The following is a 25044-nucleotide window of genomic DNA, read 5'->3' on the forward strand; positions in this document are numbered from 1 at the left end:
GCTCTCATGGAGTCATGATCGAGAACAACGAAACCATCGACGAGTTTCTCGCCCGGCACGCCGACGAGGTGGAGGAGGCCGTCCGCAAGGCAGCCGCCCTGGAGATCATGCCGCGCTGGCGGCGGCTCGCGGCACACGAGGTCGACGAGAAGGCCGGCCCGCACGACCTGGTGACGGACGCCGACCGCAAGGCCGAGCTGTACCTCACCGAGGTACTGGCCGCCCTGCTGCCCGGCTCGGTCGTGGTCGGCGAGGAGGCGGTGCACGACAACCCGGCCTCGTACGAGGCGATACGCGGCGAGGCACCGGTGTGGATCATCGACCCCGTCGACGGGACACGGCAGTTCGTGCACGGCGACCCGGGCTTCTGCACGCTGGTGGCGCTCGCCCACCACGGAGTCGTGCAGGCCTCCTGGACCTACGCCCCCGCCGACGACCGACTCGCCACGGCCGTACGCGGCCGGGGCGCCTTCCTGGACGGTGAGCGGCTGTACGCGGGCCCGCCCGAGCCCGGCCGCGACCTGCGGGTCGCCACGTCCCACCCGGACTACACGACCGACGAGCAGAAGCAGGTCCTGCTCGGCCTGCGCACCCCGGGGCTGGCCCCCCGCTCCTGCGGCTCGGCCGGCCTGGAGTACCTCGCCGTCGCCCAGGGGGAGTCCGACGCCACGGCCTTCTCCTGGGAGGCCGCCTGGGATCACGCCGCGGGGATCCTCCTGGTCGAAGAGGCGGGCGGCACCCACCTGACCCGCACGGGCGAGCCCTTCCGGATCACGGGCGGCAACGAGCTGCCGTTCACCGCGGCCCGCGACGCGGCCACGGCCCGCCAGGTCGTGGCACTGCTGTCGGGCGGAGCCTGATCGACAGGTCGGGACGCTCCGGCCGGGCGTCGAGCGGAGGTCGTCGCGCGCGGCCGCCACCGACGCGCGGCCGCCACCGACGCGCCGCCGGCGGTGACCATCTCGCCCGCGTGATAGAGGGGGCCGCGGCGCGCGGGGCCGGCAGCGACCGGTCGAACGCCGCCTGTCGCAGGGCGTGGCCGTGCGCGCCGAGTTCGTACCAGAGCCACAGCCCCTCCCGGGGGCCGGGAAAGCATGTCCGGCGTGTCATCCCCGGACCCTGTCGGCCCCGCCCGTCCCACCCGCGCCCGTGGGCTGTCGGCGCCCGGGCATATCCTGATCCCAGTGGCCATCGGCTGACGAAGGGGTCCGAAGGTGCCGTCGATGCTCGATGCTGTCGTAGTGGGTGCGGGACCGAACGGACTGACCGCCGCCGTTGAGCTGGCCCGCCGCGGTTTCTCGGTCGCCGTGTTCGAGGCCCGGGGCACCGTGGGCGGCGGGGCGCGCACGGAGGAGCTGACCCTGCCGGGCTTCCGGCACGATCCGTGCTCCGCGGCGCACCCGCTGGGCATCAACTCGCCCGCGTTCCGCGCCCTGCCCCTGGAGCGGTACGGGTTGGAGTGGCTGCACGCGGGGCTGCCCATGGCGCACCCGTTCCCGGACGGCTCGGCCGCCGTGCTGTCCCGGTCGGTCGGCGAGACGGCCGCCTCCTTCGGGTCGCGCGACGCGGGCGCGTACCGCAGGCTGGTCGAGCGCTTCCTGCCCCGGTGGGACACCCTGGCCCGCGACTTCATGTCCCTGCCGCTCACGGCGCTGCCCCGCGACCCGGTCACCCTCGCCAGATTCGGCCTGGTCGGCCTGCCCCCGTCGACGTGGCTGATGCGCCGCTTCCGCGACGACAGGGCCAGGACCCTCTTCGCCGGCCTCGTCGCGCACGTCATGGCCCCGCTCGGCGGCTTCGCCACCGGCGCCATAGGCCTGGTCTTCGCCCTCGCCGCGCACGCCCGCGGCTGGCCCGTGGCCCGCGGCGGCTCCCAGGCCATCTCCGACGCCCTGACCGCCTATCTGAAGGACCTCGGCGGCACCGTCCACACCGACTACGAGGTCAAGCGCCTCGACGACCTGCCGCCCGCGCGCGCGTACGTCTTCGACACCTCGCCCACGGCCCTGGCCCGCATCGCCGGCCTCGGCAACCACTACGCGAACTACCGCTACGGCCCCGGCGTATTCAAGATCGACTACGCGCTGGACGGCCCGGTCCCATGGACCGCTCGGGAGCCCCGCACCGCCGGCACCGTGCAGATCGGTGCCAGCAGCGCGGAGATCGGCGCCGCGCTGAACGCGGCCTCCCGCGAGGGCCGCGCACCCGACGCGCCGTTCCTCATCACCACGCAGCCCAGCGTCGCCGATCCGACCCGCGCCCCGGAGGGCAAGCACGTCTTCTGGGCGTACGGGCACGTCCCCAACGGCTGGACCGGCGACCTCACCGACGCCGTCGAACGCCAACTGGAGCGCTTCGCCCCCGGCTTCCGCGACCGTGTCCTCGCCCGCGCCACCGCCGGCCCGCCCGAACTCGCCGTCCGCAATGCCAACTACGTCGGCGGGGACATCGCCGCCGGCGCGGTCTCGGGACTCCAGGTCCTGTTGCGCCCCAAGCTGTCCCTGTTCCCGTACGCCACCCCGCACCCGGCCGTCTTCATCTGCTCGTCGGCCACGCCGCCGGGCCCCGGCGTGCACGGCATGTCGGGGCACAACGCGGCGAAGGCCGTCTGGCGCCGGCTGCGGCAGACGTGACCAGGAGGGCGGGCTCGGCCGGCCGTCGGGCGGCTATTCCGGCAGGTGTGCCTCCGGAGCGTCCGGGCGGTGGTCGGGCAGGGCGGACCGGTCGGCCGCCTCGCGGTGCATGCGCAGGAACTCCAGATGCCGCTCGTACTGGTCGAGGCTGTCGCCGATGAGCTGTTCCTTGGTGTACCCCATCACGTCGTAGCCCTGGTTGCCCTCGGCGAGCCGGACCTCGTAGCGCACGTAGGTGTCGTGGATGGTCACCGACCGGGTGGCGAAGCCCGGCGTCGGCTTCTCGACGGGCCAGACCTCGTAGACGAACGCGGCGTTCGGACCGATCGGCACCCGAAGGCCGACGTGCGCGAGGCCGTTCTCCTGGTTGACGCCTTCCAGGAACTCCGCCTCCGTCCCCTGCTCCCGCAGCGCCTGGCCGACCTCCTGGAGGGCGGGGCGGCACACGTCCTCGACGAATCCGGCGGCGGCCCGCCTGCCCGGGAATGCCATCGCCCGCGCCAGCCGGTGCCGCCAGTTCCGTGCCCCCGGAGGGCCCTGCTGCGTGGTACGCCCGGACAGCGACCCCGGCAGCGTGGTGGCCAGCGCCTCCTCCCGCATGGACTCGGTACGCAGCGCCAGATAGAGCCCCACCATGATCAGGAACATCACGAAGGAGAAGGGCAGACCCATGATGATGGTGGCGTCGGTGAGTGCCTGCACGCCGCCCACGATGAGCATGGCGAGCGTGAGCAGCCCTGTCGTCACCGCCCAGAAGATGCGCAGCCACGGGGCCGCGTCCGTCACCGGGGTCGGCAGACGGGAGCTGAGGTTGCCCATGACGAGGGCCCCGGAGTCGGCGGAGGTGACGTACAGCAGGAGCCCGACGAACGTGGCGAGTCCGGCGCTGAAGAGCGCACCCGGGTAGTGCTCCAGCAGGCCGTAGAAGCCCTGCTCGGGGGCGTTCATCGCACTCCGGCCGAAAGCGGTGTCGCCGTCGCGGACCACGAACAGCGCGCTGTTGCCGAAGACGGACAGGAAGAGGCCGGTGAAGATGAACGGGATGATCAGCGTCGCGGCGACGAACTGGCGCAGGGTGCGGCCGCGGGAGATCCGGGCCAGGAACAGCCCGACGAACGGCGCCCAGGCGATCCACCAGGCCCAGAAGAACAGCGTCCACGCGTCCAGCCACTCCGTCGGCTGGTCGTAGGCGAAGGTGTTCAGGGTCATCGAGGGGAAGCGGCTGACGTAGTCCCCGACGTTCTGGACGAGCGAGTTGAGCAGCCGGAACGGTTCGCCCACGACCAGGATGAAGAGCATGAGCAGCACGGCGAGCAGGACGTTGAGCTGCGACAGCCGGCGGATGCCCTTGTCCACACCGGCCGCCGCGGACACCGTGGCCATCACCACCGCCACGACGATCAGGCCGATCTGCGCGGGGAGCCCCTCCGGTACGTCGAAGAGCACCTTCAGCCCGTAGTTCAGCTGCACCACACCGATGCCGAGCGACACGGAGATGCCGAACACGGTGCCGATGATGGCCGCCAGGTCGACGGCGTCACCGATCCGCCCGTGGATCCGGCGCCCGATGATCGGATAGAGCGCGGAACGGATCGCGAGTGGAAGCCGGTACCGGAAGGCGAAGTAGCCGAGCACCATGCCCATCAGCGCGTACATGGCCCAGCCGGTGATGCCGTAGTGGAACAGCGTCCACACCACCGCCTGCCGGGCCGCCTCCACCGTCTCCGGGTCACCCTCCGGCGGCGCGAGGTAGTGGCTGACCGGGCCGGCGACGGAGAAGAACATCAGGTCGATGCCGATGCCCGCCGCGAACAGCATCGCCGCCCACGCGAAGAGCCCGTAGTCGGGCTTGTAGTGCTTGGGACCCAGCTTGATCGTGCCGTACTTGGACACGCCGATGAAGACGACGAAGACCAGGTAGACGGTCGCGGCGAGGAAGTAGTACCAGCCGAACCAGGAGGAGATCCTGTCGACCGCCACCCCGATGGCCGATTCGGCGCCGGAGGGCGTGACGATCGCCCAGATCGAGATCGCCAGGATCAGTGCGGCCGACCCGAAGAAGACCACGGGTTTGAGCGTTCCCGTGCCCGCCGCTTCGGTGTCGCTCGACGGCCCTTCCGGATCTGCTCCGGCGCTTCTGTCTCCTACGGTCGACACGGCCGTTTCCTCCGATTTGGCGCCCATATGGGCTGACTCAGGCGTTAAGGCAGTGTGCTGCCGATCGCACGGCCCGTCCAGCACCGGTCGGCCGTGTCGGTCTCTCGCCGTCGGGCGGTACATCTCACTCACCTGGCTTGACGCAGTAATTGCCACTGATGTGCAATAACCTCGCATCAACAACAAGCGTGGGGGACACATGACGACCCGTCGGATACGAAGTGCCGCCGCCGCGGCGGCGTTTGCCGTCGGCGTCACCGCCTGCTCCGCACCCGGGGGCGGAACGGGCGACGGTGACGCGGCGCCGGCCGACTCCGTGGTGATCGGGGTGGGTTCCGAGCCGGACACCCTCAGCCCGCTGCTCGGCTACGGCAAGGACGGAAACTCCAAGATCTTCGACGGGCTGCTCGCCCGCGACACCGACCTGAAGCTGAAGCCCGCCCTGGCGACCGCGCTGCCGAAGATCGCCGACGGCGGCCGGACGTACACGTACACCCTGCGCGACGGCGTGAAGTTCAGCGACGGCGAACCGCTGACCGCCCAGGACGTGGTCTACACGTACCGCACCATCCTGGACGCGAAGACCAACAGCACCGCCCGGAGCGAACTAGACGCGATCGAGGGCGTGCGCGCGAACGGCGACGACACCGTCGTCTTCACCCTCAAGTACCCCTACGCGCCCTTCGCCGCCCGCACGGTGCTGCCCATCGTCCCCGAGCACGTGGCGGGCAAGCAGGACCCCAATACCGGCGACTTCAACACCAAGCCCGTCGGCACCGGTCCGTACGTCCTCACGAACTGGAGCAAGGGCGAGAAACTCGCCTTCAAGGCCAACCCGCACTACTGGGGCGGCAAGCCCGCGGTGAAGTCGTTCACCATGGCGGTCATCGCCGACGACAACGTACGCGCCACCCGCCTGCGCTCCGGCGACCTCGACGGCGCCGTCCTGCCGCCCAACCTCGCCGCCACCTTCGAGAAGGACGACGGCCGGCGCACGTACGAGGCCAGGTCCTACGACTTCCGGGCCGTCACCCTGCCCACCGCGGGCAAGGTCACCGGCGACCGTGCGATCCGGCGGGCCCTGGACGCGGCCGTGGACCGCCAGGCCATGGTCGACAAGATCCTCGACGGCGCGGGCCGGCCGGCGTACGGGCCGCTGCCCGTCGACGACCCCTGGTACGCGCGCGGCATCGAACGCCCGCACGACCTGGCCGAGGCCGAGCGCATCCTGGACGAGGCCGGCTGGAAGCCCGGATCCGGCGGCGTCCGTGCCAAGGACGGGCAGCGCGCCTCCTTCACCCTGTACTACCCCTCGGGCGACAAGGTCCGCCAGGACCACGCGCTCGCCTACGCCTCCGACGCCAAGAAGGCCGGCATCGAGGTGAAGGTGGAGGGCGCCACCTGGGAGGTCATCGAGCCGCGGATGAAGAGCGACGCGGTCATGGCGGGCTTCGGCAGCGTCGGCGACCCGGACTTCGGCTTGTACACCCTGCTGCACTCCTCGCTCGCCGGCGACGGATTCAACAACATGGCCCATTACGACAACCCGGCCGTGGACGAGGCACTCGACGCCGGCCGCCGCAGCCAGGACCCCGAGGTGCGCGGCGCCGCCTACGAGAAGATCCAGAAGGCGCTCGTGGAGAACCCCGGCTACACCTTTCTCACCCACATCGACCACCTCTACGTCCTCGCCGACCGCTGGCACGGACTGACCACGCAGCTGGAGCCGCACGAGCACGGCTTCGCCAGCGGGCCCTGGTGGAACATCGAGGACTGGCAGCCCAAGAAATGACCCGGTCCCACCGGCGGCTGCCGTGGGGAGCGATGGGACGGCTGGCCGGGCGGCGGGTCCTGTTCGCCGCGCCCATCGTCCTCGTCGTCACCTTCGGCGTCTTCGCCATCGCCGCCGCCTCCCCCTTCGACCCCGTCAAGGCGTACGCCGGCACCGCCGCGCTCGGCGCCGATCAGGAGACCCTGGACCGGCTGCGGGACAACCTCGGCGTGGACCAGTCGTTCGTCGTCCGCTGGTGGAACTGGCTGACCTCCGCGCTCACCGGCGACCTCGGCCACTCCGGGGTGATGCGCCAGCCGGTGGCACAGGTCATCGGCGAACGCCTCGTCTGGTCCGCGTTGCTGTGCGCCGTCGCCTTCGCCTTCGCCGTCCTGCTGGGCACGCTGCTCGGCGTGCTGGCCGCCCGCCGTCCCGGATCGATGCTCGACCGGGCGGTCACCTCGCTCGCGTACACCCTGGAGGCGGCGCCGGTCTTCTGGATCGCGCTGCTCGCCGTGTGGCTGTTCGCCCTCCAGTGGGACGTGCTGCCGGCCGGCGGCCTGACGGACACCGCCAGCGAGCACGTCACGCCGGGGCAGGTCACGAGCCACCTCGTGCTGCCCGCGGGCGTGCTCGCCCTCTCCCAGCTGCCCTGGTTCACGCTGTACGTACGCCAGGGCGTCGGCGACGCCCTCGCGGAGGACCCGGTACGCGGTGCGCGGGCCCGCGGCATCGGCGAGGGCAGGGTCCTGCTCGGGCACGCCCTGCGCTCGGGGCTGCTGCCGGTGCTCACCCTGATCGGCTCCCGCGTGCCCGAACTCATCACCGGCGCCCTGCTGGTGGAGACGGTGTTCAGCTGGCCCGGCATCGCCGCGGCCACCGTCGAGGCGGCCACCGCCGTCGACTTCCCGCTGCTGGCCGCCCTGACGGTCCTCGCCACCGCCGCCGTACTCGCCGGCAACCTGCTCGCCGACCTGCTCTACGGACTGTTCGACCCGAGGGTGAAGCACAGTGAGATGTGATGTCCATGGCTGAGACCGCAGCAGCGAAGGCCGAGGAGTCGGGGAAGGCCGGGAAGGCGGCGCGTACCGGCCCGGCGCGCCCCGGCCCGGCGTGGCGCTCACACGGCGCCAACCGCCGCTCCACCCGCACCCTGCGCCTGCGCACCTCCGCCGCGCTGCTGGCCGCGACGGTCCTCGCCGTGCTGCTCGTACCGCCACTGGCGCAGCTCGACCAGCAGGCGGTCGACCTGGCCGCGAAGCTGCGACCGCCCAGCCGGGAGCACCCGTTCGGCACCGACGACGTGGGCCGGGACCTGCTGCTGCGCTGCGTGTACGGCCTGCGCGTCTCCCTGCTCGTCGGGGTGGCGGCGGCGCTGACGGCCACCGTGGTCGGCACCGCCGTGGGCGCCACCGCCGGAGCGCTGGGCGGCTGGGTCGACCGCGCCGTCATGCGGGTCGTCGACACTCTCTCCTCCGTACCCCACCTGCTGATGGGCATCTTCATCGTCGCGATGTTCCGGCCGGGCGTCTGGCCGGTGGTGATCTCCGTCGCGCTCACCCACTGGCTGTCCACCGCGCGCATCGTCCGCGCCGAGGTGCTGTCCCTGCGCTCGCGCCCCTACGTCGACGCGGCCGTCTCCGGCGGTGCCTCCCGGTGGCGGGTGGCCGTACGGCATCTGCTGCCGGGCGTGCTGCCCCAGGCCGCGCTGGCCGCCGTGCTGATGGTGCCGCACGCCATGTGGCACGAGTCGGCGCTGTCCTTCCTCGGGCTCGGGCTGCCCACCCACACCGCGAGCCTCGGCAACCTGATCCAGGAAGCGCGGGGTTCCCTGCTCGCCGGGCAGTGGTGGCCGACCCTCTTCCCCGGCCTGTTCATCATCGTCCCCACCCTCGCCGTCGCCGGCCTCGCCGGTGCCTGGCGGGAGCGGCTCAACCCGCGCCGCCGATCGGAGCTGATGCTGTGACCGAGCGAGCCCCCGTGCTGTCGGTACGCGGTCTGTCCGTGCGCTTCGGGATGCCGGGCGGGCGCCGGATCGCCGCCGTCACCGACGCCCACTTCGACGTGGCGGCCGGCGAGTGCCTCGCCCTGATCGGCGAGAGCGGCTGCGGCAAGTCCGTCCTCGCCTCCGCCCTGCTCGGGCTGCTGCCCGGCAACGCGCGGACCGCCGGCCGCGCGCTGCTCGGCGACCTGGACCTGCTCGCCGCCGACGAGCGGGCCTTCGCCCGTACCGTACGGGGCCGGCTGATCGGTCTGGTCCCGCAGAGCCCGGCCGCCCACCTCACCCCGGTCCGCACCATCCGTTCGCAGCTGGAGGAGACGGTCGCGGAACTCACCGCGGTCCGTGGCCGCGCCGCCCTGCGCACGGCCGCCGAGGCCGCCGCCGAGCGCGCCGCGTTCCCGCAGGACCACCTCGACCACCACCCCCACGAACTCTCCGGAGGCCTCGCCCAGCGTGCCGCCACCGCGCTCGCCCTCGTCGGCGACGCCCCGCTGCTGCTCGCCGACGAGCCGACCACCGGCCTCGACCGGGACCTGGTGGACCGCACCGTCGACGAGCTACGGCGACATGTCGACAATGTCGGCCACAAGGGCGGCGTGACGGACGGCGACCGTGCCCTGCTGATGATCACCCACGACCTGACCGCCGCCGAGCGCATCGCCGACCGGATCGCAGTGATGTACGCGGGCCGGATCGTCGAACTGGCGGACGCCCGCGACTTCTTCGGTGCTCCCGGCCCGCGCCATCCCTACAGCAGGGGCCTGCTCGACGCCCTGCCCGAGCGCGCCTTCGCCCCCATCCCCGGCCTGCCGCCCGAACTCGGCGCCCTCCCCGACGGCTGCGCCTTCGCCGCCCGCTGCGACCGGACCACCGACGCCTGCGCCGCGCTGCCGACGCTGACCGCCACGGTCGCCTGCCACCACCCGCACGCAGCCCTCACGGAGGTCGCCGACCGTGCTTGAACTGCGCGCCATCACCGCCGGATACGACGGGAACGCGCCCGTGATCCGGGGCATCTCCCTGTCCGTCGCGCCGGGCGAGGCCGTCGGGCTGCTCGGCCCGAGCGGCTGCGGCAAGTCCACCCTCGCCAGGGTCGCGGCCCTGCTGCACCACCCCGAGGCCGGGACCCTGGTCGTCGACGGCACGCCCGTACGGCGCTGGCGCCACCGCGCCCCGCGCGAACAGCGCACCGCCTTCGGAGTCGTCTTCCAGCAGGCCCGGCTCTCCGCCGACCCCCGGCTGGCACTCACTGACCTGATCGCCGAGCCACTGCGCGCCACCGGCCGGCGCGAGGGCGTCGCCGACCGGGTCGCCGAGCTGGCCGCCACAGTGGGGCTCACCGCCGACCTGCTCGGCAGGCGCCCGCACGAGGTCAGCGACGGCCAGTTGCAGCGCGCCTGCCTCGCTCGCGCCCTCGTGCTGCGTCCGCGCTGGCTGGTGTGCGACGAGATGACGGCGATGCTGGACGCCTCGACCACCGCCGCCCTGGTCCGGGTGGTGGAGGACTACCGTGCCGACGCCGGCGCGGGGCTGCTGGCCGTCGGTCACGACCGTGTCCTCCTGGACCGCTGGTGCGACCGCACCGTCGAATGGGCCACGTTGACCGCTGCGGTCTCTGCCGACGATGTGGCCATCCGCTAGGAGGTGAAATGCCAGAGTGATCGAATGGCTACGGAAAGTGCTTGGGTGCAGCGGCAGTTCGGGCATCGCGCCCGGCTGGCACTGACCCCCGCGCAGGTCCGGGTCGTTGATGGCCAGGCGCACGCAGCCCGTGTCACGTGGAACCTGCTCCACGACTGGTGGACCATGCTGCCGAAGGACAAGCGTTCCCTGGCCGCAGCGGACGCGGCGATCCGCCGTGCCCGCCAGGATCTCGATTGGCTCGCCATACTGCCCGCGCAGGCCGCGCAGGCCGCGCAGGCCGCGCAGGCCGCGCAGGCGGTGCTGAAGACCTATTTCCAGGCGTGGCGCAACTGCTGGGACGGCCGCGCCGACGCACCGGCCTTCAAGTCCCGCATCCGCTCAGTGATGAGCGTGGACATCCCACAGGGCCGGGACCTGAATATCGTCCGTGTGCACCGCCGCTGGGGCATGGTCAACCTGCCCAAGGTCGGTCGGGTTCGCTTCCGTTGGACCAAGGACCTGCCGGTGGGCAAGCGTGCTAACAAGGGGAATCGAATCTCCGGCGCACGTCTGGTGAAGGACGTGCTCGGCTGGCACATTGCCTTCCGTGTGCAGGCGGTGGAACCCGTAGCTGGACCCCACCGGGGACCCGAGGTGGGCATCGACGCCGGGGTGAATCTGCCTCTGGCCCTCTCTGACGGCCATCACTTCGACCATGGTCGGACCGCACACCAGGTGGACGGAACGGCCGACCGTGACAAGTGGCTGACCAGCGAGGAGAAGGCCAAGCTTCTGTGCTTGGAACGGCGCGCCGCACATCGCAAGGCCTGCCGCAAGTCGGGCGAGCGTATCTCGCGCCGGTTGCGTAACACCTACGACCAGATCAAGCGTCTCCGCGCAACAGCCACGCGCCGAGTCGTTGACTGGCAGCACAAGACCACGACCGAGATCGCCGACCGATATGGGGCGGTCGTGGTCGAGCAACTCGACATCAGGAACATGGTGCGCTCCGCCCGGGGCACGGTTGAGGAGCCGGGGAGGAACGTCGCGCAGAAGGCCGGGCTGAACCGCTCCATCGTCCAGGAGGCCTGGGGCCGCACGGTCACGATGCTGACATACAAGCTCGCCCAGCGCGGCGGTACCCTCCGGAGGGTACCGGCCCCCGGAACCTCCCTGCGCTGCTCGGCCTGCGGCCTTACCACACCGGGCAGCAGGCAGGATCAGGCCACGTTCGTGTGCAAGAATCCGGACTGCGGCTTCGAGGCGAACGCCGACTGGAACGCGGCTCGGAACATCTTGCACTTGTACCGGATCGGCCACGTGTCGATCCCGGCTGCCGGGAGGGCAGTCGTCAGGCGTGCCCGTCGCGTCAAGCCCGCCATCGCAAGGTAGGTGGGAATCTCCCGGCTCCGGCCGGGAGAGCACTTCAATTCGCCAACTGGGACGCCGCGCCGGTCCGGACCCAACAACTGGACCAATGACCTGCGCCGCGACTTCGAGCGCCCCGAGACGCGACTGGTGGGCAGCGAGTTCGTCACCACGTCGATCACCTCGGGCGGCGACGGCTCGGCCACCCACGATCCCGGCCAGGTGTACTGGGACGAGAACCCGCACACCAAGTACTACAGCCGCCGCGGCTACGTCCGCTGCACCGTGTCCAAGGAGCGGTACACCGCCGACTACCGTGTCGTCGACTACGTCACCCGGCCCGGCGCCCCGGTCCGGACCGACAAGTCGTTCGTGATCGAGACGGGCGTGCCGGGAGTCCAGGCCGTCTGAACGTCGGGTGCCGGGTGTCGGCCTCGTGTTCGGGTGCCGACGCCCGCCACTCAGGAACCAACAAAGTCCGACGGGGTAATTGATTCGGTTGTGTTCGAGTCCTAGGGTGTGGGCTGACTCAGTAGTCGCCGCGTCACCGGCAGTTGTGTTGCTGCTCTACATCAACTGCTGTCACAGCACCGTGCGTTGAGCCGCCCCCGATGCCCACGGAAGGCCACGGTCATGCCGCACTCGCCCGTGTCACCCGCCGAATCCACGGCCCGCCCGTCCCGCCCCTCCCGTCCGGTCGTCAGCCGTCGCCGTCTCCTGGAGGGCGGCGCCGCCGTCCTGGGCGCGCTCGCCCTGTCGTCCGCGTCACCGCTCGCGACGCAGGCGGCCGGCCGGCGGGCGGCGGCCGACAAGACCCCTCGGTGGAACGACTTCGGTGTCTTCCGGCTCGGCACCGAGCCGCCCCACGCCACCCTCATGCCCTACGCGGACGTGAGAGCGGCCCTCACCGGCGACCGCACCCGCTCGCCGTACCGGCAGAGCCTCGACGGCACCTGGAAGTTCGCCTACGCCGACCGCCCCGAGGACCGGGACGCCGACTTCCACCGCACCGACACCGACGACGGCGACTGGGACACCATCCCGGTCCCCTCGGTGTGGCAGCTGCACGGCCACGACTTCCCGATCTACCTGAACATCACGTACCCCTACTGGGGCCCCAACGGCCACGGCGAGGACCCGCAGCCGCCCGCCGCGCCGACCCGTTACAACCCGGTCGGCCAGTACCGGCGCACCTTCACCGTTCCGCGCGACTGGAAGGACCGCCGCACCTTCCTCCACTTCGAGGGCGTCAAGTCCGCCCACTACGTGTGGATCAACGGCGAACTGGTCGGCTACGACGAGGACTCCTACACGCCCTCCGAGTACGACATCACCGACCACCTGAGGCCCGGCACCAACCAGATCGCGGTGGAGGTGTACCGCTACGCCGACGGCGACTGGCTGGAGGACCAGGACATGATCCGGCTGAGCGGTATCTTCCGCTCGGTCCACCTCTACTCCACGCCGGCCGTGCACCTGCGCGACTTCAAGCTGGACACCTCGCTGGACGACACGTACACGGACGCCGAACTGGCGGTCACCGCGAGCGTACGGGCGTACGGCGGCGGTGACAGCGCCACCGGCCGGTACACCGTGGAGACCCAGCTGTACGACGCGCGCGGCCACGCCGTCTGGTCCCGGCCGCTGGAGCAGTCCGCCGACCTCGGCACGGCCGATGCCGGCCAGGACGTCACCGTACGGGCGGCCAAGGCGGTGCCGAAGCCCAGGCTGTGGTCGGCCGAACACCCCGACCTCTACACGGCCGTCCTGCGGCTGCGGGACCCGGCGGGCAAGGTGGTCGAGACCCTGTCGCACCGGGTCGGCTTCCGCGAGTTCGCGCTCAAGGACGGGCTGATGCGGATCAACGGCAGGCCCGTCTCCCTCCGCGGCACCAACCGCCACGAGATGCACCCTTCCCGCGGCACGGCCCTGACCCGCGAGGACATGGTCGAGGACATCAAGATCATCAAGCGGATGAACATGAACAGCGTCCGCACCTCGCACTACCCGAACAACCCGCTGTGGTACGAACTCGCCGACGAGTACGGCCTCTACCTCGTCGACGAGACCAACCTCGAGACCCACGGCATCCGCGACGAGTACCCCGGCGACCACCCCGACTGGACCGAGGCCTGCGTGGCCCGCGCCCAGAACATGGTCCACCGGGACAAGAACCACGCCTCGGTCGTCATCTGGTCGCTCGGCAACGAGGCCGGCGGCGGCAGCACCTTCACCGCCATGCACGACTGGATCCGCTCCTACGACCCCACCCGGGTCATCCAGTACGAGGGCGACGACCGCCCGGGAATCAGCGACATCCGCTCCGAGATGTACGACAGCCCGCAGCGCGTCGAGCAGCGCGCGAAGGACACCGCCGACACCCGGCCGTACGTCATGATCGAGTACGCCCACGCGATGGGGAACTCCAACGGCAACTTCAAGAAGTACTGGGACGTCGTGCGAAGCCACGACGTGCTCCAGGGCGGCTGGATCTGGGACTTCGTCGACCAGTCCCTGTACACGCCCGTCCCCGCCCGCACCCTGCTGACCGAGACCGGGCCGGCCGGGCTGCGCGGCGAGATCCTCGCCACCCGCGGCAGGCTCGACCGCGGCAAGGGCCTGTCCGGCATCACGGTCTTCGAGCGCGACGACAGCCTCGACCTCACGGACTCCCTGACCCTGGAGGCCTGGGTCACCCCGCACTTCACCGGCTACCACCAGCCCATCCTCGCCAAGGGCGACACCCAGTACGCGCTGAAGCAGAACGACCGGCGATTGGAGTTCTTCATCCACTCCGAAGGCCAGTGGATCACCGCGAACTGGACCGTGCCGGACGACTGGACCGGCCGGGAGCACCACATCGCGGGTGTCTTCGACGCCGACGCCGGCACCCTGACCCTGTACGTCGACGGCGCGGTACGGGCCACCCGCACCACCGACCGGCGGCCCAGCAGCAACACCGCGCCCCTCGCGCTCGCCACCGACGCCGACACCCAGGTCAGGGAGTTCAGCGGCGCCATCCGTCGTGCCCGCGTCTACGCCCGCGCGCTCGCCGCCACCGAACTGGCCGACGACGGCCGCGGCCCGGGGGACGACGGCGTGCGGTTCTGGTTCGACGCCGCGACCGTCAAGGCCGCCGAGAAGCGGCCGAGGGACAAGACGTTCCTGGCCTACGGCGGTGACTGGGGCGACAACCCCAACGACGGCGCCTTCGTCGCGGACGGAGTCGTCACCGCCGACCGCGGGCACACCGGCAAGGCCACCGAGGTCAAACGCGTCTACCAGGCCATCAACGCCGCCCGCACCCCCGGCGGCGGTCCCGGTGCCGTCACCCTCACCAACGAGTACCTCTTCACCGGCCTGAGCGACTTCGAGGGCCGCTGGGAACTCGTCGCCGACGGCAGGGCCGTACGGCGCGGCAAGCTGACCCGCGGCCAGCTGGACGTGGCGCCGCGGTCGAGCAAGGACATCACCGTCCCCGTACGGCTGCCGGGCGACCCGGACCCGGGCACCGAGTACTTCCTGGAACTCTCCTTCACCACCAAGGAGTCCACCCCGTGGGCCGAGGCCGGCTTCGAGGTGGCCCGGCAGCAGCTCCCGGTCGAGGCCGACGTCCCCGGCGTGACCCCCGTACGCCTGGACCGCGTCCCGGCCCTGCGCCACGACGACCGCGAGAAGGACGTGCGGGTCAGCGGCAGGGGCTTCTCGGTCACCGTCGACAAGCGCACCGGCACCATCACCTCCTACGAGGCGAAGGGCACCCGGCTGCTCACCTCCGGGCCCGCGCCCAACTTCTGGCGGGCGCCCACCGACAACGACAAGGGCAACGGCCAGCACACCCGCAACCAGACCTGGCGCGACGCCGGCGCCCGGCGGAAGGTCACGGACGTCACCGTGCGGGCCCTCGGCGACCGGGCCGTCGAGATCAAGGTCGGCGGCACGCTGCCCACCACGGTGGAGTCCACGTACACCACCACGTACACGGTGTTCGGCAACGGTGAGATCAAGGTCGACAACACCCTGCACCCGGGCGCCGCGAGCCTGCCCTACATCCCGGAGGTCGGCACCCTGCTCTTCCTGCCGCGCCGTCTGGACCGCCTGCACTACTTCGGCCGCGGCCCCGAGGAGAACCACTGGGACCGCAACACCGGCACCGACGTCGGCCTGTACTCCGGGACCGTCGCCGAGCAGTGGACGCCGTACATCCGACCGCAGGAGAACGGCAACAGGACCGACGTCCGCTGGATCGCCCTCACCGACCGCCGTGGCGTGGGCCTGCTCGCCTCCGGTGAACCCCTGCTGGAGGCGAACGCCTCCTTCTTCACGCCGGAGGACCTGTCGGCCGGCGTGCGCCACGACTACCAGCTCACCCCGAGGGACGAGGTCGTCCTGCGCCTGAACCACCGGCAGATGGGCGTCGGCGGCGACAACAGCTGGGGCGCGCACACGCACGACGAGTTCAAGCTCTTCGCCGACCGGGACTACTCCTACACGTACCGGCTGCGCCCGTTGACCGACGTGAAGGACGCGATGAAGGCCTCGCGGCGGCCCACGGCGACCGAATAGCACCGGCCGGGACCCGGGCCCCGTACGCTCCGACGGTCCGGCCGGCCCGTCGCCGCCCGCGTGCGGCGGCGGGTCAGTCCGTCGCGTCGCTGATGCCCAGCCGCAGGTGTTCCACGTGGTAGACGGCCTGGTCGAGCAGCTCGGCGACATGGTGGTCGTGCAGCGCGTACACCACAGACCGGCCCCGGCGCTCACCCACCACGAGGCCCAGGTTGCGCAGCAGCCGCAGCTGGTGTGAGCAGGCCGACTGCTCCATGCCGACCTCCGCCGCCAACTCGGTGGCGGGCAGCGGCCCTTCGCGCAGCCGGGCCAGGATCAGGAGCCGGGAGGGCGTGGACAGGGCCTGCAGCGTGGTGGCGACCTTGGCGACGTTGTCCGCGTCCAGACGCACGCGTGCGGCGGCGTCCTGCGCGGTGGTGGCGGCTCCGTGACCCATGCGCTCATCCTACTCACCACAGATGAACACATGAATGAGTCTTCATTCGTTCCTGTATGGTGTGCGGCGTGTCCACCACACTCGCCCCCGCACCCGTCCCCGCACCCGCCCGGACGGCGCCCCGCCGCCGCACCCGCGTCCTCGCCCTGTCCGAGGCCCGCTGGGCGCTGGCCGCGCTGCTCGCGTTCCTGTCGGCGCTCTCCCTCGACCTCGGCGGCGCCCCCGCCTGGGCGTACGGTCCGCTGTACGCCGTCGCCTACGCCGCGGGCGGCTGGGAACCCGCGCTGGAGGGCCTGCGCGCGCTGCGTGAGAAGACCCTGGACGTCGACCTGCTGATGATCGTCGCGGCGCTGGGCGCGGCGTCCATCGGCCAGGTCCTCGACGGCGCCCTGCTGATCGTCATCTTCGCCACCTCCGGTGCCCTGGAGGCCCTGGCCACCGCCCGCACCGCCGACTCCGTACGCGGCCTGCTCGACCTCGCGCCCACCACCGCGACCCGCCTCACCGGCGACCGCGAGGAGAGGGTCCCGACCGCCGACCTCGCCGTCGGCGACGTGCTCATGGTCCGGCCGGGGGAGCGGATCGGCGCCGACGGCTCGGTCCTCGACGGCGCCGGTGAGGTCGACCAGGCGACCATCACCGGCGAGTCCCTCCCGGTCCTCAAGCGCCCCGGCGACGACGTCTTCGCCGGCACCCTCAACGGCACCGGCGCACTGCGCGTCCGCGTCGAACGCGACCCCGCCGACTCGGTGATCGCCCGGATCGTCACCCTCGTCGAGGAGGCGTCCCGCACCAAGGCACCGACGCAGCTGTTCATCGAGAAGATCGAGCAGCGCTACGCGGTCGGCATGGTGGCCGCCACCCTCGCCGTCTTCGGCATCCCGCTCGCCTTCGGCGCCGGCCTCACCGACGCCCTGCTGCGCGCCATGACCTTCATGATCGTCGCATCGCCCTGCGCGGTCGTTCTCGCGACCATGCCGCCTCTGCTCTCCGCCATCGCCAACGCCGGCCGGCACGGCGTCCTGGTGAAGTCGGCGGTCGCCATGGAACGCCTCGGCGAGATCGACGCAGCCGCCCTCGACAAGACCGGCACCCTCACCGAGGGCACCCCCGAGGTGACCGCCGTACGGCCGCTGTCCGGCTCCGGTCTCGACGAGGAGGCCCTCCTCGCGCTCGCCGCCGCGGCCGAGCACCCGAGCGAGCACCCGCTGGCCCGCGCGATCGTGGCCGCTGCCCACACCCGCGGCCTGCGCATCGCCGCCGCGGAGGACTTCACGGCCGCCCCGGGCCGCGGGGTGACGGCGGTGGTCGACGGCCACGAGGTGCGGGTCGGCCGCGCGAAGACCCCCGAGGGCGCCGAGACGACCGTCCAGGTCACCCGCGACGGCGCCCCCGTCGGCACCCTCGCCCTCACCGACCGCATCCGCGTCGACGCCGCCCCGGCCGCCGCCGCGCTCACCGCCCTCACCGGCACCGCCCCCACCCTCCTCACCGGCGACAACGCCTCCGCCGCCGCCCGGGTGGCCACCGCCACCGGCATCACGGACGTCCGCGCGCAGCTGCTGCCCGAGGGCAAGGTCAAGGCCGTACGGGAACTGGAGCGGTCCGGCCGCAGGGTGCTCTTCGTCGGCGACGGCGTCAACGACGCCCCCGCGCTCGCCGCCGCGCACGCCGGCGTCGCCATGGGCGGCGTCGGCTCCGACCTGGCCCTGGAGACGGCCGACGCCGTCGTGGTGCGCGACGAGCTGGCGGCCGTGCCCGCCGTCGTCCGTCTCTCCCGGCGCGCGCGGAGGCTGGTGCTGCAGAACCTGGTCATCGCGGGTACGTTCATCACCGTCCTCGTCCTGTGGGACCTGATCGGTCACCTGCCGCTGCCCATCGGCGTCGCGGGGCACGAGGGCTCGACCGTGCTGGTCGGCCTCAACGGACTGCGGTTGCTGCGCGAGTCGGCCTGGCGATCCGAGTGACGACGAGGACGGGCGGGACGACGAGGAGGCGCGGGACGACGAGGACCGTCGGGGCGGCGACGGTGATCCGGCGGAGCCCAGGAAGCGTGACGTCCATGTCGGATTTCCGCCAGCCCCCGTCCGGCCGGTGGACCATCCTGGACCCATGCAGAGGGGAATGCACACCGACACCGAGCGCTGCGTGCGCGCCGTCCGGTCCAAGGACGCGCGGTTCGACGGCTGGTTCTTCACGGCCGTCCTGACGACCCGCATCTACTGCCGGCCCAGCTGCCCGGTGGTGCCGCCCAAGCCCGAGAACATGACCTTCCACCCGAGCGCGGCGGCCTGTCAGCAGGCCGGGTTCCGGGCGTGCAAGCGCTGCCGCCCGGACACCAGCCCCGGCTCGCCGGAGTGGAACCGGCGCGCCGACCTCACGGCCCGCGCCGTGCGGCTGATCGCCGACGGTGTCGTGGACCGCGAGGGCGTGCCCGGTCTCGCCGACCGGCTCGGCTACAGCACCCGGCAGGTCGAACGCCAGCTCCTCGCCGAGCTGGGCGCGGGCCCGCTCGCGCTCGCCCGCGCGCAGCGCGCCCAGACCGCCCGCCTGCTCGTCGAGACGACAGCGCTGCCGATGGCGGACATCGCCTTCGCGGCCGGATTCTCCTCCATCCGCACCTTCAACGACACGGTCCGCGAGGTCTACGCGCTCTCCCCGAGCGAGCTGCGCACCCGCGTCCCGAAGAGCCGCGCCGCCGGCACCACCCGGAGCACCGTCACCGGCACGACCCCGGGAACCACCACCGGCACCACACCGGGAACCGTCACCACCCCCGGCGCCCTGTCCCTCCGCCTCCCCTTCCGCACCCCGCTCAACCCCGACAACCTCTTCGGCCACCTCGCCGCCACCGCCGTACCCGGCGTGGAGGAGTGGAGGGACGGCGCGTACCGCCGCACCCTGCGCCTCCCGTACGGTCACGGCATCGTGGCCCTCACCCCCCACCCCGACCACATCGTCTGCCGCCTCACTCTGAGCGACCTGCGCGACCTGACCGTCGCCATCAGCCGCTGCCGCCGCCTGCTCGACCTGGACGCCGACCCGGCGGCCATCGACGACCAGCTGCGCACCGACCCGCTGCTCGCGCCGCTGGTCGACAAGGCACCCGGCCGACGCGTCCCGCGCACGGTCGACGAGGCGGAGTTCGCCGTACGCGCCGTACTCGGCCAGCAGGTCTCCACCGCCGCCGCCCGCACCCACGCCGCCCGCCTGGTCGCGGCACACGGTGACCCGGTCGACGACCCCGAGGGCGGCCTCACCCACCTCTTCCCGTCGGCGACCGCGCTGGCCTCGGTGGATCCCGAGACCCTGGCGATGCCCCGCACCCGCCGCACGACCTTCACCACCCTCGTGTCCCACCTGGCCGACGGCTCGCTCAACCTGGGCGTCGAGTGCGACTGGGCCGAGACCCGCGCCGGGCTCCTCGCGCTTCCCGGCTTCGGCCCCTGGACCGCCGACGTCATCGCCATGCGTGCCCTCGGTGACCCGGACGCCTTCCTCCCCACCGACCTCGGCATCCGCCGCGCCGCCGGCGAACTGGGCCTGCCCTCGACCCCGGCGGCGCTCACCGCCCGCGCGGCGGCCTGGCGGCCCTGGCGCGCGTACGCCGTCCAGTACCTGTGGGCGACCGACAGCCACCCGATCAACTTCCTGCCCGTGTAAGGAAAATCCCGTGGGACCTGTGAAAGCCGTGAAGCCCGTGCGATCCACGAAGCCCGTGCAATCCGTGAAACAGCACACCGTGATCGACAGCCCCTACGGCGCGCTCACCCTCGTCGCCGAGGACGGCGCCCTGTGCGGCCTCTACATGACCGACCAGCGCCACCGTCCGCCGGAGGAGAGCTTCGGGGCGGCCGACGACGGCCCGTTCGCGGAGGCGGAGGAACAACTGACGGCGTACTTCGCCGGCGAACTGAAGGACTTCACCCTCGGCCTGAGCCTGAACGGCACCCCGTTCCAACGCACGGTCTGGGAGCAGCTCCGCCGCATCCCGTACGGCGAGACCCGCACCTACGGCGAACTCGCCGCCGCCCTCGGCAATCCGGCGGCCTCCCGCGCAGTGGGCCTCGCCAACGGCCGCAACCCGATCGGCATCATCGTCCCCTGCCACCGCGTCATCGGCGCGAGCGGCGGCCTCACGGGCTACGGCGGCGGCCTGGGACGCAAGCAGCGGCTGCTGGACTTCGAGCGGGGCCCGGCGCTCTTCTAGTCCCCCGATCGACGGCCGGGGCCCAGCCCGCGCAGCAACTCGGGGAGGGCGGTGCCGATGGGCTCCCGGACGACCTCGTCGGCCAGCTCGTCGTACGGTGTCGGCTCGGCGTTGACGACGACCAGGCGGGCCCCGTGGTCGGCGGCCACGCCGGCCAGTCCGGCGGCGGGGTGCACCTGGAGGCTGGTGCCGACGGCGACGAACACCTGGCACGCCTTGCTGATGGCGACCGCCTCGCCGAGGACCACCGGGTCGAGGTTCTCGCCGAACATGACGGTCGCCGGCTTCAGGATGCCGCCGCACTCCCTGCACGGCGGGTCCGCCTCACCCGACTCGACCCGGGCCAGCACTTCCTCCATCGGCCCCCGGGCGTGGCAACCGGTGCACACGTGGCTCCGTGCGGTGCCGTGGAGTTCGAGGACCTTGCGGGCGGGGAGCCCGGCGAGCTGGTGCAGACCGTCCACGTTCTGCGTGATCACCCGGACCGGCACCCCGGACCGCTCCAGTTCGGCCACCGCGCGGTGCGCGGCGTTCGGCTCGGCGTACAACGCCCGGTTCGCACGCCGCATCTGCCAGGAGCGGCGCCTGATCTCCGGATCGCCCATGTAGTACTCGTACGTGACGAGCTTCTCGGCCTCCGGATCGCGCCGCCACAGCCCGTTCGGGCCGCGGTAGTCGGGGATGCCGGAGTCGGTCGAGACGCCGGCGCCGCTGAGGATGGCGACGAGGGGCTTGCTGGTCATGCGGTCGAGGGTAGGTCGCCGGTGTGCGGCGGGCGAACGGTTATCGGTCGACCCGGACGCCGTTCTCCAGCTCGGCCGTCCCGGACCCCTCCGCCAGCACGTCCAGCGCCGCCAGTACCCGGCCGTGCAGGGAACCGCGAAGGTGGTCGCCCAGTTCCTCGCGCGGCACCAGCCGCCAGGACAGCAGCTCCTCCTCCTGCAACCGGATCGCCTTGAAGTCGTCCTCGGACAGGACCCCGCCGTCGTACAGGTACGCCACGATCGGCGGCCGGCCCGTCCCGCTCGCCCAGTCCACCGCGAGCAACCGGCCGATCCGCAGATCCAGCCCGATCTCCTCGACGGTCTCCCGCCACGCGCCCTGCCGTGGGGTTTCCCCGTCGTTCGACTCGATAGTCCCTCCGGGCAACGTCCACCCTTCGCGGTAGTTCGGCTCGACGAGCAGCACCCGTCCCTCGGCGTCCCGGAGGACCGCGGCGGCGCCGGCGAGGACGCGGGGGAGACCGGCGATGTAGGTGGCGTAGTCAGGAGTGGTCATTTTGGAAGCGTAACGAGCCCGCGGCCGGAAGCGGCGGGAGAACCGGCTCGCCGGGCGGACGGGGTCCACCCTGCGGGCAGGGGCATGACGGCGTGGCCGTCATGCGGTTAAGGTCGCAGCGGCGCGACTGCCTTGACGTGCGCAAGGCTCGGAGAGCAAGGGGAGAGCAAGGTGGCTGACGCTGCAGTGGACGGGGCCCGCCGGGTACTCGTCGCCGCGGACAAGTTCAAGGGGTCGCTCACGGCCGTCGAGGTCGCCGAGCGGGTGACGGCCGGACTGCGCCGCGTCGTGCCGGGCCTGGGCGTCGAGGCCCTGCCCGTCGCCGACGGCGGCGACGGCACCGTCGCCGCCGCGGTGGCGGCCGGGTTCGAACGCCGGGAGATACGGGTCGCCGGGCCCCTCGGCGACGAGGTGACGGCGGCGTACGCGCTGCGCGAGGGCACCGCGGTCGTGGAGATGGCCGAGGCCAGTGGCCTGCAACGGCTGCCCGACGGCGTACTCGCACCGCTCACCGCGTCCACGTACGGCTCCGGTGAGCTGCTGCGGGCCGCGCTGGACGGGGGCGCGCGGACGATCGTGTTCGGGGTCGGCGGCAGTGCGACCACCGACGGCGGCGCCGGGATGCTGTCCGCGCTGGGCGCGCGGTTCCTCGGCCGGGACGGGGAGCCGGTCGCGCCGGGCGGGGGCGGCCTCGCCGGTCTGGCCTCGGCCGACCTGTCGGGCATCGACCCGCGGCTGTCCGGCGTCGAGCTGGTCCTCGCGAGCGACGTCGACAATCCGCTGACCGGACCCAAGGGCGCCCCGGCGGTCTATGGCCCGCAGAAGGGTGCCTCCCCACAGGACGTGGAGGCCCTGGACGCGGCCCTCACGCACTTCGCGGAGGTGCTGGGGAAGACAGACATCGTGGGCGCGCGGGCCGCCGAGTACGCCGCCTCGCCGGGCGCCGGTGCCGCGGGCGGCATCGGATTCGGCGCGATGCTGCTCGGGGCGCGGTTCAGGCCTGGCATCGAGGTCATGCTGGACGTGCTCGGCTTCGCGCCGGCGCTGGAGCGGGCGGACCTGGTGATCACGGGGGAGGGCTCGCTGGACGAGCAGACCCTGCACGGGAAGGCCCCGGCCGGCGTCGCCGCGGCGGGTCGGGCCGCGGGCAAGGAGGTCGTCGCGGTCTGCGGGCGGCTCGCGCTGCCGGCGGAGGCGCTGGGTCGGGCCGGCATCCGGCGGGCGTATCCGCTGACGGACGTCGAGCCGGACGTGGCGAAGTGCATCGCCGAGGCCGGACCGATCCTGGAGCGGGTCGCGGAGCGCATCGCGCGGGACTTCCTGGCCTAGACCGGGTCGGGTGGTGGGCACAGGCCCGGGGGTCCGGGGGCGGAGCCCCCGGCGAGGCGCACACCAGCGCCGGGCGCGTACGAACAAGGGAATGGCCCCGAACCCAACCCGGGTCCGGGGCCATCCAGCGGAGCGTGCGTCACGGCAACTGCGCCGCCCGCGCCTCCCGCCGGTTGTCACGGAAGTTGTTCACCCGCCGAGCCGTGGCGAACAGCGGAATCACCGCACCCATCACCAGCTGCAGTGCGCATCCCGTCTGGAGCAGCAGCTGCCCGCTCGGCGCGTCGAAGGCCCAGCCGGCCAGCAGCCCCATCGACAGCACGATCCACGCGAGCATCGCCACCGCGAGGCGTCCCCGCGGCTTCGGGTACTCGACCCGGCTCACCATCAGCCAGGCCGTGCCGATGATCGCCAGCAGCGTTGCCACGAAGGGCAGCTCCAGCAGCACGATCGACACCACCGTCAGCGCTCCGAACGGCGACGGCATGCCCTGGAACGTGCCGTCCTTGACAGTGACGCAGGAGAACCGCGCGAGCCGCAGCACCACCGCCAGCAGCACCACGATCGCCCCCACCGCCGCCACCCGCTGGTACGCGTCGTGCGCGACCATGCCGTAGACGAGGACGAAGTACGCCGGCGCCAGCCCGAAGCTGATCAGGTCGGAGAGGTTGTCCAGCTCCGCGCCCATCGGTGAGCTGCGCAGCTTGCGCGCCACCAGGCCGTCGCACAGGTCGAAGATCGCCGCGCAGAGCATCAGGATGACCGCGGTGGCCGCGCTCTGCCGGGCCATGCCCGACTCGTCGCCGCCCATGAGGTGCGGGATGAGGATGCCCGTGGTGGTGAAGTACACCGCCATGAAGCCGCACGTGGCGTTGCCCAGAGTGAGTGTGTCGGCTATCGACAGGCGGAGCGAGAGGGGCATCTCCTCCTCGTCGTCCATCTCGTCGGCCTCCGGTACCCATCCCGCCTGGGTCTGTGGATCAATCACGGTCAATTCGAGTCACCCCTGCCACCGTCTTCTGACCCACCTCGACCGCGACCTCCACACCCTCCGGCAGGTACAGGTCGACGCGCGAGCCGAAGCGGATCAGACCGATCCGGTCCCCCTGCTCGACCTTGGTGCCCTGCGGCAGGTACGGGACGATGCGGCGGGCCACCGCGCCGGCGATCTGGATCATCTCGATGTCGCCGAGCTCGGTGTCGAAGTGCCACACCACTCGCTCGTTGTTCTCGCTCTCCTTGTTGAAGGCGGGAACGAAGCCACCGGGAACGTGCTCGACCGACATCACCTCGCCGGACAGCGGGGCCCGGTTCACGTGGACGTTGAGCGGGCTCATGAAGATCGCGACGCGGGTCCGGCCGTCCTTCCACGGCATGATGCTCTGCACCACGCCGTCGGCGGGCGAGATGACCCGGCCCTGGGTGATCTCGCGCTCGGGGTCGCGGAAGAACCACAGCATCCCCGCCGCGAGCGCGGTGGCGGGGACGGCGACGGCCTTGGCGGCGCCGGAGCGACGGGCACGGAGAAGGCTGACGGCTGCGGTGGCGACGGTCGGCAGAAGCCACGGCGATGCTCCGCGCGCGAGGCGTACGCCGGCCAGGCTGTCGCGAGATGCAGAGGTTTGGCTGTGGGGCATGGATGACCTTCGTAGCGGATGATGCCGCGCTTCG

20 protein-coding genes are annotated in these 25044 nt (G+C 72.1%); 14 read left to right on the forward strand and 6 right to left on the reverse strand.

Going from position 1 to position 25044, the window contains the following annotated elements; all coding sequences use genetic code 11:
• Nucleotides 1–14: 14 nt before the first annotated feature.
• Together ABEA26_RS05865 and ABEA26_RS05870 are read left to right on the forward strand one after the other, a co-directional pair.
• On the forward strand, nt 15–860 hold the full coding sequence (locus ABEA26_RS05865; protein WP_345589853.1) for an inositol monophosphatase family protein: 846 nt from the start codon (nt 15–17) through the stop codon (nt 858–860).
• A 363-nt stretch (nt 861–1223) separates the two neighbouring features.
• Nucleotides 1224–2633 carry a phytoene desaturase family protein gene (locus ABEA26_RS05870; RefSeq protein ID WP_345589855.1) on the forward strand — a complete coding sequence of 470 codons (1410 nt, stop codon included), beginning with the start codon at nt 1224–1226 and terminating at the stop codon, nt 2631–2633.
• Between the two features lie 33 nt (nt 2634–2666).
• Here the strand turns inward: ABEA26_RS05870 and betT are convergent, their stop codons facing one another.
• Nucleotides 2667–4790, reverse strand: a complete 2124-nt coding sequence (betT, locus tag ABEA26_RS05875; RefSeq protein WP_345589857.1) for a choline BCCT transporter BetT — start codon at nt 4788–4790, stop codon at nt 2667–2669.
• Between the two features lie 199 nt (nt 4791–4989).
• On the opposite strand from betT, the gene ABEA26_RS05880 reads away from it, so the two are divergent.
• The 8 genes from ABEA26_RS05880 (at nt 4990) to ABEA26_RS05915 (ending at nt 16120) form a co-directional block, all read left to right on the forward strand.
• Nucleotides 4990–6582, forward strand: coding sequence for an ABC transporter substrate-binding protein (locus tag ABEA26_RS05880; protein ID WP_345589859.1), 1593 nt, complete (start codon nt 4990–4992; stop codon nt 6580–6582).
• 32 nt (nt 6583–6614) lie between these two features.
• Nucleotides 6615–7583 carry an ABC transporter permease gene (locus ABEA26_RS05885; protein ID WP_425587791.1) on the forward strand — a complete coding sequence of 323 codons (969 nt, stop codon included), beginning with the start codon at nt 6615–6617 and terminating at the stop codon, nt 7581–7583.
• A 5-nt stretch (nt 7584–7588) separates the two neighbouring features.
• The gene (locus ABEA26_RS05890; protein ID WP_345589863.1) at nt 7589–8527 is read left to right on the forward strand and encodes an ABC transporter permease; all 939 of its coding nucleotides are present in this window, start codon (nt 7589–7591) and stop codon (nt 8525–8527) included.
• Nucleotides 8524–9525, forward strand: coding sequence for an ABC transporter ATP-binding protein (locus ABEA26_RS05895; protein ID WP_345589865.1), 1002 nt, complete (start codon nt 8524–8526; stop codon nt 9523–9525). The genes ABEA26_RS05890 and ABEA26_RS05895 overlap by 4 nt, the downstream gene beginning before the upstream one ends.
• Complete coding sequence (locus tag ABEA26_RS05900; RefSeq protein ID WP_345589867.1) at nt 9518–10204, forward strand: ABC transporter ATP-binding protein; 687 nt, start codon at nt 9518–9520, stop codon at nt 10202–10204. Before ABEA26_RS05895 ends, ABEA26_RS05900 begins: the two co-directional genes overlap by 8 nt.
• Nucleotides 10205–10228: 24 nt before the next feature.
• Nucleotides 10229–11578 (forward strand): RNA-guided endonuclease InsQ/TnpB family protein, encoded by a 1350-nt coding sequence (locus tag ABEA26_RS05905; RefSeq protein ID WP_345589869.1) that lies wholly within the window; start codon nt 10229–10231, stop codon nt 11576–11578.
• Nucleotides 11579–11965, forward strand: coding sequence for an alkaline phosphatase D family protein (locus ABEA26_RS05910; RefSeq protein ID WP_345589870.1), 387 nt, complete (start codon nt 11579–11581; stop codon nt 11963–11965). It begins immediately after the preceding gene.
• 222 nt (nt 11966–12187) lie between these two features.
• The gene (locus ABEA26_RS05915; RefSeq protein ID WP_345589872.1) at nt 12188–16120 is read left to right on the forward strand and encodes a glycoside hydrolase family 2 TIM barrel-domain containing protein; all 3933 of its coding nucleotides are present in this window, start codon (nt 12188–12190) and stop codon (nt 16118–16120) included.
• Nucleotides 16121–16193: 73 nt separating this feature from the next.
• Here ABEA26_RS05915 and ABEA26_RS05920 read toward each other — a convergent pair whose 3' ends face one another.
• Nucleotides 16194–16556 (reverse strand): ArsR/SmtB family transcription factor, encoded by a 363-nt coding sequence (locus tag ABEA26_RS05920; protein ID WP_345589874.1) that lies wholly within the window; start codon nt 16554–16556, stop codon nt 16194–16196.
• A gap of 56 nt (nt 16557–16612) precedes the next feature.
• On the opposite strand from ABEA26_RS05920, the gene ABEA26_RS05925 reads away from it, so the two are divergent.
• The 3 genes from ABEA26_RS05925 to ABEA26_RS05935 all read left to right on the forward strand — a co-directional run bounded on the left by ABEA26_RS05925 (nt 16613) and on the right by ABEA26_RS05935 (nt 20766).
• Nucleotides 16613–18523 carry a heavy metal translocating P-type ATPase gene (locus ABEA26_RS05925; protein WP_345589876.1) on the forward strand — a complete coding sequence of 637 codons (1911 nt, stop codon included), beginning with the start codon at nt 16613–16615 and terminating at the stop codon, nt 18521–18523.
• Nucleotides 18524–18668: 145 nt separating this feature from the next.
• A complete protein-coding gene (locus tag ABEA26_RS05930; RefSeq protein WP_345589878.1) occupies nt 18669–20219 on the forward strand; it encodes an AlkA N-terminal domain-containing protein in 1551 nt (516 codons plus the stop codon).
• Nucleotides 20220–20283: 64 nt separating this feature from the next.
• Nucleotides 20284–20766, forward strand: coding sequence for a methylated-DNA--[protein]-cysteine S-methyltransferase (locus tag ABEA26_RS05935; protein WP_345589880.1), 483 nt, complete (start codon nt 20284–20286; stop codon nt 20764–20766).
• Here the strand turns inward: ABEA26_RS05935 and ABEA26_RS05940 are convergent.
• Nucleotides 20763–21509 carry an SIR2 family NAD-dependent protein deacylase gene (locus ABEA26_RS05940; RefSeq protein WP_345589882.1) on the reverse strand — a complete coding sequence of 249 codons (747 nt, stop codon included), beginning with the start codon at nt 21507–21509 and terminating at the stop codon, nt 20763–20765. The two genes, ABEA26_RS05935 and ABEA26_RS05940, sit on opposite strands and share 4 nt — an antisense overlap.
• Nucleotides 21510–21549: 40 nt before the next feature.
• Nucleotides 21550–22044, reverse strand: coding sequence for an NUDIX domain-containing protein (locus tag ABEA26_RS05945; protein ID WP_345589884.1), 495 nt, complete (start codon nt 22042–22044; stop codon nt 21550–21552).
• Between the two features lie 186 nt (nt 22045–22230).
• Here ABEA26_RS05945 and ABEA26_RS05950 point away from each other — a divergent pair, with 186 nt between their 5' ends.
• Nucleotides 22231–23373, forward strand: a complete 1143-nt coding sequence (locus ABEA26_RS05950) for a glycerate kinase (RefSeq protein ID WP_345589897.1) — start codon at nt 22231–22233, stop codon at nt 23371–23373.
• Between the two features lie 139 nt (nt 23374–23512).
• On the opposite strand, the gene pssA is transcribed toward ABEA26_RS05950, so the two are convergent.
• Both pssA and ABEA26_RS05960 read right to left on the reverse strand, forming a co-directional pair.
• Nucleotides 23513–24313: a CDP-diacylglycerol--serine O-phosphatidyltransferase gene (gene pssA / locus ABEA26_RS05955; protein WP_279561479.1), complete on the reverse strand. Its 801-nt coding sequence runs from the start codon at nt 24311–24313 to the stop codon at nt 23513–23515.
• A gap of 40 nt (nt 24314–24353) precedes the next feature.
• Nucleotides 24354–25010, reverse strand: a complete 657-nt coding sequence (locus tag ABEA26_RS05960; RefSeq protein ID WP_345589886.1) for a phosphatidylserine decarboxylase — start codon at nt 25008–25010, stop codon at nt 24354–24356.
• Nucleotides 25011–25044 lie beyond the last annotated feature (34 nt).

It is taken from the genome of Streptomyces marokkonensis (assembly GCF_039539045.1).
Taxonomy (GTDB): Bacteria; Actinomycetota; Actinomycetes; order Streptomycetales; family Streptomycetaceae; genus Streptomyces; species Streptomyces marokkonensis.